Annotated in this window: 14 protein-coding genes; 10 read left to right on the top strand and 4 right to left on the bottom strand. The window is 47.7% G+C overall.

Annotated elements, in window-relative coordinates; genetic code table 11:
• Positions 1-7 precede the first annotated feature (7 nt).
• Positions 8-1,072 carry a tetratricopeptide repeat protein gene (locus NYE68_RS19420; protein WP_015418396.1) on the bottom strand — a complete coding sequence of 355 codons (1,065 nt, stop codon included), beginning with the start codon at positions 1,070-1,072 and terminating at the stop codon, positions 8-10.
• 195 nt (positions 1,073-1,267) lie between these two features.
• Between NYE68_RS19420 and fabZ the strand changes: the two genes are divergently transcribed.
• Together fabZ and mscL are read left to right on the top strand one after the other, a co-directional pair.
• Complete coding sequence (gene fabZ / locus NYE68_RS19415) at positions 1,268-1,693, top strand: 3-hydroxyacyl-ACP dehydratase FabZ (protein ID WP_003151242.1); 426 nt, start codon at positions 1,268-1,270, stop codon at positions 1,691-1,693.
• A 55-nt stretch (positions 1,694-1,748) separates the two neighbouring features.
• A complete protein-coding gene (gene mscL, locus NYE68_RS19410; RefSeq protein WP_015418395.1) occupies positions 1,749-2,144 on the top strand; it encodes a large conductance mechanosensitive channel protein MscL in 396 nt (131 codons plus the stop codon).
• A gap of 45 nt (positions 2,145-2,189) precedes the next feature.
• On the opposite strand, the gene NYE68_RS19405 is transcribed toward mscL, so the two are convergent.
• On the bottom strand, positions 2,190-2,600 hold the full coding sequence (locus NYE68_RS19405) for a YwpF-like family protein (RefSeq protein WP_012118638.1): 411 nt from the start codon (positions 2,598-2,600) through the stop codon (positions 2,190-2,192).
• A 172-nt stretch (positions 2,601-2,772) separates the two neighbouring features.
• Between NYE68_RS19405 and NYE68_RS19400 the strand changes: the two genes are divergently transcribed.
• The 4 genes from NYE68_RS19400 to NYE68_RS19385 all read left to right on the top strand — a co-directional run bounded on the left by NYE68_RS19400 (position 2,773) and on the right by NYE68_RS19385 (position 5,409).
• On the top strand, positions 2,773-3,126 hold the full coding sequence (locus NYE68_RS19400) for a hypothetical protein (RefSeq protein ID WP_003151247.1): 354 nt from the start codon (positions 2,773-2,775) through the stop codon (positions 3,124-3,126).
• Between the two features lie 97 nt (positions 3,127-3,223).
• Positions 3,224-3,565, top strand: coding sequence for a single-stranded DNA-binding protein (gene ssb, locus NYE68_RS19395; RefSeq protein WP_007407557.1), 342 nt, complete (start codon positions 3,224-3,226; stop codon positions 3,563-3,565).
• Between the two features lie 207 nt (positions 3,566-3,772).
• Positions 3,773-4,555 carry a DeoR/GlpR family DNA-binding transcription regulator gene (locus NYE68_RS19390; protein ID WP_003151250.1) on the top strand — a complete coding sequence of 261 codons (783 nt, stop codon included), beginning with the start codon at positions 3,773-3,775 and terminating at the stop codon, positions 4,553-4,555.
• Positions 4,552-5,409 (top strand): Cof-type HAD-IIB family hydrolase, encoded by an 858-nt coding sequence (locus tag NYE68_RS19385; RefSeq protein WP_053573987.1) that lies wholly within the window; start codon positions 4,552-4,554, stop codon positions 5,407-5,409. The genes NYE68_RS19390 and NYE68_RS19385 overlap by 4 nt, the downstream gene beginning before the upstream one ends.
• A gap of 112 nt (positions 5,410-5,521) precedes the next feature.
• On the opposite strand, the gene NYE68_RS19380 is transcribed toward NYE68_RS19385, so the two are convergent.
• Both NYE68_RS19380 and NYE68_RS19375 read right to left on the bottom strand, forming a co-directional pair.
• Entirely contained in the window at positions 5,522-8,296 is a 2,775-nt protein-coding gene (locus tag NYE68_RS19380) for a DEAD/DEAH box helicase (RefSeq protein ID WP_324636328.1), read from the bottom strand.
• Positions 8,283-9,893 (bottom strand): SWIM zinc finger family protein, encoded by a 1,611-nt coding sequence (locus tag NYE68_RS19375; protein ID WP_152187196.1) that lies wholly within the window; start codon positions 9,891-9,893, stop codon positions 8,283-8,285. The genes NYE68_RS19380 and NYE68_RS19375 overlap by 14 nt, the downstream gene beginning before the upstream one ends.
• Before the next feature lie 203 nt (positions 9,894-10,096).
• Between NYE68_RS19375 and NYE68_RS19370 the strand changes: the two genes are divergently transcribed.
• From NYE68_RS19370 to NYE68_RS19355, 4 genes are all read left to right on the top strand, one after another.
• Positions 10,097-10,240 carry a hypothetical protein gene (locus NYE68_RS19370; protein ID WP_003151259.1) on the top strand — a complete coding sequence of 48 codons (144 nt, stop codon included), beginning with the start codon at positions 10,097-10,099 and terminating at the stop codon, positions 10,238-10,240.
• Between the two features lie 215 nt (positions 10,241-10,455).
• On the top strand, positions 10,456-11,202 hold the full coding sequence (locus tag NYE68_RS19365; protein ID WP_015418390.1) for a Wzz/FepE/Etk N-terminal domain-containing protein: 747 nt from the start codon (positions 10,456-10,458) through the stop codon (positions 11,200-11,202).
• Positions 11,189-11,878, top strand: coding sequence for a CpsD/CapB family tyrosine-protein kinase (locus NYE68_RS19360; protein WP_012118633.1), 690 nt, complete (start codon positions 11,189-11,191; stop codon positions 11,876-11,878). The genes NYE68_RS19365 and NYE68_RS19360 overlap by 14 nt, the downstream gene beginning before the upstream one ends.
• A gap of 45 nt (positions 11,879-11,923) precedes the next feature.
• Positions 11,924-12,688: a CpsB/CapC family capsule biosynthesis tyrosine phosphatase gene (locus tag NYE68_RS19355; RefSeq protein WP_015418388.1), complete on the top strand. Its 765-nt coding sequence runs from the start codon at positions 11,924-11,926 to the stop codon at positions 12,686-12,688.
• Positions 12,689-12,707 lie beyond the last annotated feature (19 nt).

The raw sequence follows: 12,707 nt of genomic DNA, 5'->3' as shown, positions 1-12,707 counted from the left end.
GTTTTGATCAGCCGCGCATGATAAAAAATGCGGCTTTCTCAAAATCGCCCTTTTTTTTGTAGTAATCAGTAATATCCTGAAGCAGCACTTCCAAATCCACCCACGCTTCAATTTTCTGCAGCTCCAGCACGAGCTTCTGCAATCGGTCGTACGGGTCCTCCTGAGCGGTGTACAGTATGTTGAGCGCGGTCAGCTTCAATTTCATAATCTTGTTCTGCACTTTTTCAGATATGTATAAACCTTTCTGCAGCACGGTTTGTCCTTCGGCGGCAGATCCGGTTTTAAAAAGTGCTCTGACCGCTTCATACACACAATGAAGGTAGGAAACGGGAGACTCTTTCTCGAAACGCTGATTGCCCAATACCTTTTTGTAAAAAGGGAGGGCCTCTTTATCTTTTTTCTGGGCGGTCTTTAAAAAACCAAAATTATAATAGGCGTGGCACAGCAGGTTATTGTCATTGATCCGGTCCGTTATCTTTATGGATTCATTGAAGAGCTGTTCCGCGTCGTCATAGCGTGCCTCGTCTATATAATTCACGGCGAGAAGCAGCCGGCAGCTGAGCGTTTTTTTGATGTAGCCGAATTCACCTTGATAGATTTCCAGCGCTTTATTGACATATTGAATGGAGAGCGCAGGCGACTTCATCATGTAATATGCACCCGCTGTTTTATAATAAAATTCAGCGGCTTCGAAACGGTCCTGAATGGCCGGCAGGTACTGTTCAGCTTCTTTAAAGCGGCAGACAGCACGGTTCGGAGCGCCATTCACCATATGGAATAACCCTTTGAAAAAATAGAAATAATAAGTTAATTCATGATCCATCTCATCTTTGCGCCGCTTCAGCTCGCAGAACAATTTAGTCAGACCGTCTTTTTTCTCAAACAGCAGCTGAAACCGTGCGAAAAACAGCTGATATCTGAGTTTGAGCTTTGCGTTCTTTTGTAATTTGGGGAGATGCTGATTGATTTGTTCGTGAAGGGAACGGGCTAGATCGAATTGGCGTTTTCCCATGGCGTCATACCACTCATTCAGCATCACCAGCGTACGTTTTTCAGTAAACTTAGCAATCATCTTCCAACCTCTTTGCATAGGGTAAAAATCTTTATTTATCATAACACATTAATGGACGAGGCTCATTGCCAGCTGGTTACAGTTTACAGCGCGGTTGAAAAAGAAATTGATTCATAATATACTTCCAAATGTACAGATTGGTTGCCACATATGCCTTCTATACATACTATTGTCGATGAAGGAGATGTCAAGAAAATGCTTGATACTCAGCAAATTAAAGAAATTATTCCCCATCGCTATCCGTTTCTTCTGGTAGACAGAATTACGGAAGTCGAAGAAGGAAAACGGGCGGCGGGATATAAAAATGTGACGGCGAATGAAGATTTTTTCAACGGCCATTTTCCTGAATACCCTGTTATGCCGGGCGTATTAATCGTAGAGGCTTTGGCGCAGGTCGGAGCTGTGGCGATGCTGATTAAAGAAGAAAACAGGGGCAGACTCGCGTTTTTTGCGGGGATTGATAACTGCCGTTTCAAAAAGCAGGTAAAACCGGGTGACAAGCTGGAGCTTGAGGTTGATATTACCCGCGCGCGCGGTACGATCGGACGCGGCAAAGGCGTTGCCAAAGTTGACGGCGAGCTCGTGTGTGAAGCTGAATTAACTTTTGCGCTCGGAGAATAAAAGCAAACAAATGGGCTTATAAAAAGCCCATTTTGTATAGAAAGGGGTGAATGTGATGTGGTCAGAATTTAAAAGCTTTGCGATGCGGGGCAATATCATGGATCTGGCTATCGGTGTCGTCATCGGCGGCGCTTTCGGCAAAATCGTGACGTCGCTCGTTGAAGACATCATCATGCCGCTTGTCGGCCTGCTTCTTGGCGGTCTTGACTTTTCAGGGCTGGCAGTGACATTCGGCGATGCTCATATCAAGTACGGAAGCTTCATTCAAACGATTGTGAACTTCTTTATTATTTCATTTTCTATTTTTATCGTGATCCGCACAATAGGCAAGCTGAGACGTAAAAAAGAAGCAGAAGAAGAGGCTGAAGAAGCAGAAGACACAGATCAGCAGACAGAACTGCTGACTGAAATCAGAGATCTGCTGAAACAGCGGGCTCCTCACAATGACTAGGGCACAAAAAAAGGCTGGATGATTAACGTCCGGCCTTTTTCATGATTATAATTTTTGTTTAAACGCTTCAATCAGCCGGCTGCCCGAGTAGCCTTCTTTCACGAGCGACTCCAGAATGCTTTCTGATCCGGGGTGGTTTCTTGACACCATTTGACCGTAAATTAAAACTTGTATACTTCTTTCCAGCTCGACGATATTTTTGATGCTTCCCGTCAGCTGGGCGGGGCGGTTGCTTTTTTTCGTAATCGTTACAAACACCTTCGCTTCTTTCTGGCTTTTCATCAGCATGTCAAAAAAAGACAAGTGTTCGGCCGGGACCAGTGCTTCAATTAACCAGTGATTTTCTCCGTCCTCTTTGTTGATAATCAATCCGTCTAAAAGGGGAAACTGCTCAATCGGCTGATCGTCTTTATCTAAACGTTCCACATTCAGATCAACCAGTTTAAAGGTTTTCATCTCTTATTTTCACCCCTGTTGTCCATGTTTTTCGTTCATTTATTATAACACATATCATTTTTTCCGGGAAAATGCTGTAAGACATGCTTCATCATTTTTGTAGGCGGTCAACATTTAATCATTTCTATTTTTTCATTATAATGTAAAAGAATATGGTCATGGAGAGATGCTTATGAATCAATTGCGCCTGAAGGAAATCTATATAGAAGACGGTTCAAGGCGAAAAGACGATCATTCCTACTTGGTATGCAAAAAGGAAGATTGTGAGGTGCATCTTAACAGAAGGGGAAATGTCGTCTTTTTATATGAAACAAAAGACCGCATGGAACAGTATAAAATTCAGCTTTCACTGACTGATAAAAAGCTGAGTTTTTACTGGTTCGCATGGGACGGCGGAAAGTTTGTCCGCATGTTTGAGAAAGACTGGCTCAAAACGAAACTTTTCTCGCGGCTGCTCAAAAATACATATTACATAAGCGGTCAAAAACAAAAGTTTTTTTTATCAGAAAGAAAAACAAAAACATAAGAGCAGCCTGAACGAATAACGGCTTTATCCGCTTTTTGCTTTCACGAGCCCTTGTACTACAATGAAGCCAGCCTCGAAAAAGAGAGGAGGATACGGCTTGTTTAACCACGTTATGCTTGTCGGCCGGCTGACGAAAGACCCGGAGCTCCGTTTTACAGCAGCGGGCATTCCCGTCGCACATATTACGTTGGCGGTAAACCGCAATTTTAAAAGCGCGTCGGGTGAAACCGGAACCGACTTCGTCAACTGCACCATCTGGAGAAAAAACGCTGAAAACACGGCATTGTACTGCCAAAAAGGGTCAATGGTCGGTGTAAGCGGCAGAATCCAGACAAGAAGCTATGAAAAGACAGACGGCGTAAAAGTTTATGTGACCGAGGTCATGGCTGATACCGTTCGGTTTATGGATCAAAAACGGAAAGAGCCGCTGGCTGAATAGCATGTTTTTTCCTCGATTTCCCGCCTTTCAGCGGGCCCCGCAATACCTCCTTCCCACTCGCCAGTCGAAAGACTGGTTTTTTTGTGCGGAAGCTAAAAAATGGTTAAAAAGAAGTGATTTTGCTTATGAATACTTAAAAACATTGAATATATTGGGATAAAAACTTATAATTACTTACAGATAAGTGACGAAAAAGGGAATGAGGACGTGTATCAAGAAGAAAGACTGATTGCGATAATGGAATATTTGAAACAGCATCGGCGGATTACCGCTGAACAGATATGTTCGCTGCTTCATATTTCAAGAGATACCGCAAGAAGGGACCTTGTAAAGCTGAAAGAGCGCGGGGCCATTATCAGAACACGGGGCGGCGCGATTCTGCCGTCGGTGAATCAGGAAGTTCCGGGCTATTCGGGCCGGCTGAAAACCGTTTCTGAAGAGAAAAACAAAATCGGCAAGCTGGCCGCATCCCTGATCCATAAAGGAGACCGGATCATCCTGGACACTTCGACAACCGTGCAGGCCTGCGCGGAGCATTTAAATGTCACCGGCTGCACTGTTATTACAAATTCGATCAATCAGGCCGATATCCTTTCCGCAAAAGAGGGAATTGATATTCACCTGCTCGGCGGAAAGCTCCAGAAGGAACACCGGTTTTTATACGGGGCTTCCGTCGTAGAAAAACTGGGGGATTATCACGCCGATAAGGTGCTGATCGGCGTTGTCGGCATCTCGGAAAACGGCCTGACGATTCCGCATGAAGAAGACGGCATGGTAAAGCGTAAAATGATCCGACAGGCTGAACAGGTGATTGCGCTGAGCGATCACTCCAAGCTTGGCCGTACGAGTTTTTATCAGTATGCAGACCTGCACGAGGTTGACCTGCTGATTACCGATCGGCTGCCTGATCAGGATTTTTGCGATCTGCTCGACCGGCACGGCGTAGAATTGCTTGTAACTGAATCTGAAGAAGAGGATGAGGACATGTGAAACTGATTGCCATAGATCTGGACGGCACACTGCTGAACAGCAGTCATCAAGTAAGCGATGAAAATGAGCGGGCTTTAAGGGAAGCCCGGCAAGCGGGAATTGAAATCGTGGTTTCCACGGGACGCGCGCATTTTGACGTGCACTCCCTATTCGAACCGCTCGGCATAAAAACGTGGGTCATCAGCGCAAACGGAGCCGCCATTCATGCTCCTGACGGCAGCCTGTACCACTGTGATGCGATTGAAGAAACAAGAGCCCGCGGCATTTTGTCATGGCTTGAAGAGAATCAATATTACTATGAGGTGTTTACAAACAAAGCCATCTATACGCCTGAAACCGGCAGGCAGCTGCTCGATATCGAAATGGACCGGGTGAAAAGCGCCAATCCGGAAACCGATCTTTCCGTTTTGGAACAGGCGGCTTCAGTGCAATACAGCCAATCCGGCTTTGCTTACATTCATTCATACCGTGAGCTCTTTGAGAAAGAAGAGCATCTGGACTTTTATAATATTCTCGGATTTTCGTTTGATGAGCGGAAGCTGAAAGCGGGCTGGGATCGATTCAGCGGTCAGAAAGATCTCACCCTTGTCAGCTCTGCCGATCACAACTTCGAACTGGCGTCTCGAAACGCCTCTAAAGGGCAGGCTCTCAAACGGCTGGCGCAAAAGCTCGGCATTCCGATGGCTGAAACCGCCGCGGTCGGTGACAGCTTAAATGACTATTCAATGCTTCAGGCGGCCGGAAAAGGCATAGCGATGGGGAATGCGAGAGAAGATATTAAAGAGATCGCTGATGCCGTTACATTGACAAATGATCAAAACGGCGTTGCGCATATGATCAGGAATTTACTGTGAAAGGTATGGCGATACTGTTCATGACTGGCGTGACGCATTCATGGCAAATGCGGCGTAACAGTAAGGACGACATAAAAGACCGGCTCTTCTGAGAGAGCCGGCCTTTTTGCGTTTAATGTGATTGCGCCGATGCGCTGAGGGTGAATAGTTCTTCAAGCTCAGCGGATGACAGCTCGGTAATCCAATTTTCACTTTGGATAATCTGATCGTTCAGCGTTTGTTTCGTTTCAAGCATGACATCAATTTTTTCTTCAATCGTTCCCGTCGTAATGAGTTTGTGAACGTGGACGAACCGTTCCTGGCCGATTCGGTAGGCGCGGTCGGTCGCCTGGTTTTCCACCGCCGGATTCCACCACCTGTCATAGTGAATGACATGATTGGCAGCCGTCAGGTTCAAGCCGGTTCCGCCCGCTTTCAGTGACAAAATCAGCGTCGGGTATTCTTTCTTCTGGAACCGTTCGACGAGAGAATCGCGTTCCTGCTTGGATAGGCTTCCGTTTAAAAACTGAACCGGTTCTCCGAATGCTTTTTCCAGGAGGCGCTTCATCATGTTGCCCATCTGAATGTATTGGGTGAAAATGAGGCAGCTTTCCCCTTGTCCGCGGATCACCGCCATTAAATCAAGCAGCTTTTCCAGTTTGACGGATCTCCCGTTTAACAGCTCTGTCTGTTCTTCCTTCAAATAGAGCGCAGGATGGTCGCATATTTGCTTCAAGCGGCCGAGCATGCTCAGAATCAGCGCTTTCCGCTGCATCCCGGTCAGAGAAGCCATATGTTCAAATGTATCTTTGACAAGCTGTTCATAAAGGGATGCCTGTTCGGCTGAGAGCGGGATAAACTCTTTTTGTTCCAGCTTGTCAGGAAGATTAAGCGCCACTTCTTCATCCCGTTTTGTCCGGCGCAGTAAAAACGGCCGGATTAACTGCTGAAGCTGGTTGATTCTTTTTTCGTCACGGTCTTTTTCAATCGGCAGCACATAGCGTTTATGAAAGCCGGTCAGACTGCCGAGATAGCCTTTGTTCATAAAATCAAAGATCGACCAAAGCTCTGTCAGGCGGTTTTCCATCGGTGTTCCGCTCAGCGCGATATGATGGACGCCTTTCAGCTTTCTGATCGCGCGGGACTGCTTCGTATGCGCGTTTTTAATATTTTGCGCTTCATCAAGGCAGATGGTGCTCCATGTCACGGAAGAAAGCTCTTCCTGATCGGCGTGCGAGAGCCCGTAAGAAGTAAGAACGACGTCCGCGTCCTGATAGGCCGGGACAAATGCTTCCCCCTTCGGCCGGCGGGGGCCGTAATGAAGCACGGCCTTCAGCTGCGGCGCGAAGGTCTGGAGCTCACGCTGCCAGTTGCCGAGCACCGATGTCGGCGCAATGATTAAGGCAGGCGCTTTTTGCCGGCCGCTTTCCTTCACATGGAGAAAATAAGCGATCATCTGAATCGTCTTTCCAAGTCCCATGTCATCTGCGAGACAGGCGCCGAAGCCGTTTTCCCGTAAAAACAGAAGCCAGTTCATGCCGTACATCTGATAAGGGCGGAGCTGGCCCTGAAACGCGGCGCTGACTCCATGTTCCGGCAGATCCCGGGCTTCCGTCAGTTTGCGGATCAGGCTTCTGAGCTGCTTTGATAATTCGATTTTGATCCCGGCAAATGCCGATGAGTCAATGATGTCCGTGTCCTCGGCTCCGTTTTCCCCGTGATCCATCAGTTCGCGCGCCAGCACGTCGGACATGTGAAGACCCTCAGATTCCGCTTTTTCCATCAGTTTTTTCATCTGTTTAATAAATTGCGGATCAATTTTCACCCATTGGCCGCGGATGTTGACGAGACGTCTGTTGTTTGCGACAAGCTCATTGAATTCATCCTCTGTCAGCTCAATCCCGTTTGTGGCGAATCTCCAGTTGAAATCAAGCAGGGCGTTCATGCCGACGAAGGATTCGCCCCGCGGGGAGGATGACACTTTCGCCTTGAGCATCATATTGCTGTCCCGGACAATCTGCCACCATGATGGGAGAAGAATCTCCACACCCATATCGACAAGCGTCTCACTCGCTTCCGATAAGAAGATCCAAGCCTCTTCTTCAGAAATCAGCGTCGTTCCTGAATCAAACGAAAGCCAGGGAACCGTTCTGCGGAAGCGATCCTGTTCGCGCGCGATTTTTCCGCTGTATGCCTGCCACGCTTTTTTCAGACCCTTCAATCCGTCGAAAAAGGTGATGGAGCCGGTTTTTTTCTCACGTAAAAACATTTCGATTTTCCAGTCGTCACCGTCGAAATCAGGCTCGTTTAATCGGAGCCCGACGGTAAACGGCGTCAGATCGTCATGCCAGCCGATTCCCTCGAGAAAATCATCTTCATCCAAAAAGGAGCCTTTAAACGTATGAACGGCCGGCGAGCGGGTTTCGATCTGCCGCCATTTTTCCAGCAGGTCATCATTGTACTGAATGTAGTCCTGGACCGCGGCTGAGAACCAGTCTGCCGTAAAGCCTTCCAGCAAAAGCTCGCGGTCTTTGAAACGCAGGACGCCATTTTGCCAAGCCTCATAATCCGGAAGAAAATCGCCGTCGGCAATAAATTCGTATATCGTCGAAGCCGCTTCGATTAACGGTTCCGTTTCCTTTGTCAGCTGCACGGTGCTGAATGAATTGAACGAGTTTTTTCCGAGCAGCTCGACGGTCATCCACGGGCTGAGCAGAACGGCCGGGGTGCCGATGAAGCTGACGTCTTCAAGAAACGTTCCGTAAAAGGTGGACTCATGCCATTGGAACAAATGAGTCTTCATCTGACTGAGAGTAAGCGGCTGCTCCTTCTCATCATGGCTTGACAGCGTAAATGTCCAATCTTCCATTTGTTCTACATGAATGAAAATTTCCTTAAGACTCGCCATCAATCAACTTTCCTTTCTGCAATTCTTCTTGAAGGGCGCGCAGCCTCTTGTAGCTTGCGCTCAGCCGGCTGATATACCGCTCCCATACCTGCTGTTTTTTTGCCTTTTTATAAAGCGTCCGCAGTTTTTTCAGATGGCGCGCAGCCTCTTTATAGGCGCTGCGGTTTTTTTGGTCAATAAAAAAGGCCGCCGCCCGGTGATAGGAGGGGATGAGCGCTTCCGGATCACTGGCGGCAATTTCCTTCAGGATGTCCTTTTCGATTTCCCAGACGGAAAAACCGACGAGGCTGTGAATCTCCACCCACTCCGCGTACCGTCGCTTTTCATACAGGTACTGGCTGTATTCGGTAAAGGTATAGGGAAGGCAGCCGGAAGCAAACCGTTCAAACAGCTGATCATCCCGTGAGTGCCGCGCATAATCCGCCAATAGCGCAAACAGCTCTCCGATAATGTCGCGCATTTCTTTAAACGGCTTATCAAGCTTCGTATAGTTCACGGCAAGCGGCTCGATCCGGCCATACCATGCTTTCAGCCGTTTCCAGTCTTTTTTCGCGGTGAGTTCACCGAGCCATTGAAAGGTATACGGCAGCGCTTCAGGAGGGAAGCGGGACATATCTTGGAAGACCGCTTCATCATCTTTTTGCAAAAAGGCCAGATGAAGCCGTCCGAACCGCACTTCCGGCGAAAAACGGCGCCCGCTTTCCTGTGCGAGAATCTCCTGTTCACGCGCAACCCATTTCGGCCGGTTCAAAAGCGCGCTCCACATTTCACCGAATACCCGGAGGCGTTCGTATTGAAAAAGCTCTTCTTTCACAAGCAGTCTGCGGAGCACCGGGGGCGTCCGGTCTAAAAAAGGATCGAGTGAAAAAGACAAAGCGTACGTTTTCAGTCTGTCAATGGAGGAATAAATCGTATCCATCAGCTGTTCCACGTATGGATTGATGCTGTAATAATCTTTTTCGGCATCCAATCTGCCTGACTCAATCAAAGTGAACATGTGAAGCCAGACGGCAAGCGCCGAATGAATCTGATATAAGCTTTTAAGCTCGGGTTTTTTCGGGGCGTGTTTTTTGAGCGCTGACAAATAGCCGTAATAAAGGCCCTGCATCGTCTGGCTTCCGGCCGGCGTCCGCGCCTCCCACAGCGAGAATTCCGAATCAAAAAAAGCGAGCCAGCTTGACAGCGACTCTTCATTCGGCAGCACTTTTTCCTGAAACTGCCGGCGGACAAGCTCCCTGCTTTCCTCAAGCTTTTCTCTTTCCAGCCAATGTTCGGTAAAGGTACCGACCCGCTCGAATTGGGCATATACGTAAAGAAAAACGGCCAGCACGTGGCGGCAGATCGCCTCAGACGGGCATGCGCAGCCGCTTTTCACCATGAAAAATAAGTTCAGCGTGACCCTTACAGGCACAACATCCTGCACATATGCGGAAATCTCTGTCGGGGTTTGAACCTGTATACGATAGACGGAATCCTGCCGATATAAAATGAGTGCTTTCTTCATCAGCTGAACATTGTCTTCATTGTAAGGAAGAAGTTCTTTAAGCTGTTCAGCCGCTGAGAGCACATCTTCTTTAGCAATCATATCCTGAAGCATGATTATCGCTCCTAACGAGTCACAAAATAAAAAGATTCCAATTCCTCTATTATATCGCAACACATGGCCCGGAAAAAGTTTTTCCTAAAAAAGGACATAAAAACCCGAATGTGTCGAATGATGTATTAGAGATTGCAAAACAGCACCCGACAGCATATAATAATCTTGTTTTCAATTTAATGGAAGCCGAAAGGAAACGAATGATGAAGAAAACGAAGTTAGATCAAGAGGAGTTTCTGAAGATTTTAATGCATGCGCACGACATTGGTGAGCAGTCCTCTGAGATGACCACAAAAGAAATGCTTGAGAATTTGATTTCTTATATTAAAAATGGATATGCAACATAAAATCCCGCAGGCTCTTTGCCGCGGGATTTTTTAATCTTCCTGTGACACCAGTATTTAAAGCGCTTACAAAAATAAAACAGATTGAAGTGATTGTCTATTTTTGTCGAATTTTGTCATTTGAAAAGGTTAGAAATGACAGTTTAAAACTGTATAATCGTAATTGGAAAAGATCATTGGAGGGAATGGGAATACGCGGAAAGTGATATGGAGGTTATATGGGAGAATCGACAAGCATAAAGGAAATATTCGCAATACTGAGAAAGCGTCTGCTGTTTATACTTATTATTACCGCGGCGGCAACTGCCGCAGGCGGACTCATCAGTTTCTTCGCTCTTACGCCGGTCTATGAAAACTCAACTCAAATTTTGGTCAGCCAATCCAAAAACAATCAAAAAGAAGTCCAATTCAATGACGTTCAAACCAACCTCCAATTAATCAACACGTATAATGTCATCATCAAAAGCCCGGTCATCCTCGATGAGGTGATTAAACAGCTGCATCTGTCCATGACTTCGAAAGAGCTGGAATCGAAAATCACGGTGTCCAGCGAGCAGGATTCACAAGTCGTGACGATTGCCGTGCGGGATACGGATGCTAAGCGGGCGGCCGTTATGGCAAATGCGGTTGCAGCCGTTTTTCAGGACAAGATCACCGCCATTATGAACGTGGATAATGTCAGCATCCTTTCAAAGGCCGAAGCGGCGGACAGCCAGTCACCGGCAGAGCCTAACCGTAAGCTGAACATCGCGATTGCGTTTGCCGCCGGACTTTTGGGCGGAATCGGTCTCGCCTTTTTGCTGGAACATCTGGATAATACGATCAAATCGGAAGAACAGCTGGAATCGCTGCTCGGCATCCCGATCCTGGGAACGGTTACTTCAATCAGTACTAAAGACAGCGTTGCCAAAAACTTGAGGATGGCGGAAACCAAACAAGCGGGGGGCGGACATGTTGACGCGTAAAAAAGACAAACCCGGAAAACGAAGCGTGATTGCGATGTCTGAGCCGAAATCCATCAACTCAGAACAATATCGCACGATCCGCACAAACATTGAATTTTCTTCCGTTGATACGGAGGTGAAGTCCCTTTTGATCACATCCGCCGGTCCGGAAGAAGGAAAATCGACAACCGCGGCCAACCTTGCCGTCGTATTTGCACAGCAGGGGAAAAAAGTGCTTTTAATTGATGCGGATCTGCGCAAACCGACGGTTCATTTCACCTTCAAATTGGATAACGGAACCGGATTAACGTCGCTGCTGTTAAAACAGATGCCGTTTCAGAAAGCCGTCCTGCCGGCTGATGAAGCAAACCTGGATATTTTAACGAGCGGGCCGATCCCGCCTAATCCGGCGGAGCTTTTATCGACGGGTGCCATGAAAGATCTTCTGTCAGAAGCCGCCGAAGTTTATGATAAGGTGATTTTGGATACGCCTCCCGTTTTGGCCGTAGCCGATACGAAAATATTAGGCAGCTACACTGACGGGGCCATTATGGTGATCTCAAGCGGGAAAACGGACAAGGAAAAAGCGGCCAAGGCGAAAGAAGCGCTCGATTACTGCCCGTGCAAGCTCCTTGGGGCCGTGATGAACGGGAAGAAACAAACGAAACATTCGGACTACGCCTATTACGGACAATAATGTCATAATGGGCGCGGTCCATTCTTTTTAAGGAGGGATTGAAATATGATAGATATCCATTGTCACATCCTTCCTTCCATAGACGACGGCGCGGCGGATGATACAGAAAGCCTGAAGATGGCGAGAGAAGCGGTCAGACAGGGGATTGATACGATCATCGCGACGCCGCATCATGTGAAATACCGCTATGACACGGACAGGCATACGGTCAACGAAGCGGTCAGTCTGTTAAACAAACGTTTGAATAAGGAAGGCATTCCGCTGACTGTTCTGCCCGGCCAGGAAATCAGAATAGACGGAGATCTGCTGGCAGGTCTTCAAAGCGGCTCGCTTGTCCCGCTCCATAATACAAAGTATGTGCTGGCGGAATTTCCGGCGGATCATGTCCCGGCCTACGCTGAAAGGCTGTTTTATGAACTGCAGCTGAACGGATATGTCCCCGTCATCGCCCATCCGGAGCGGAACAGGGAAATTCGCGAAAACCCTTCCGTTCTATACAATCTTGTGAAGAAAGGCGCGGCCGCCCAAGTGACGGCCGGCTGCATTGCCGGAGCATTCGGGCGGAAAGCGAAATCCTTTTCGCTGCAGCTGATGGAAGCGAATTTGATTCACTTTCTCGCATCTGACGCCCATAATCTCGGCCCGAGAAATTTTTATTATCAGGAGGCGCTCGGCGTTCTGAAAAAAGAAGCAGGGGCGGAGCTTATTTACATGCTCACGGAAAATGCGGCGCTTCTCGCTGAAAACAAAGCCGTTTATAAGGAACCTCCGCTGCCTGTGGCCCGCCGTAAGCGCTGGGGTCTTTTTTAATCGTCGTCTCCATCCCGTT

The organism is Bacillus sp. FSL R5-0447 (assembly GCF_038606125.1).
Classification (GTDB): domain Bacteria; phylum Bacillota; class Bacilli; order Bacillales; family Bacillaceae; genus Bacillus; species Bacillus velezensis.
The sequence above is the reverse complement of the archived record's forward strand: the minus strand, read 5'-3'. Positions and strand labels throughout refer to the sequence as shown.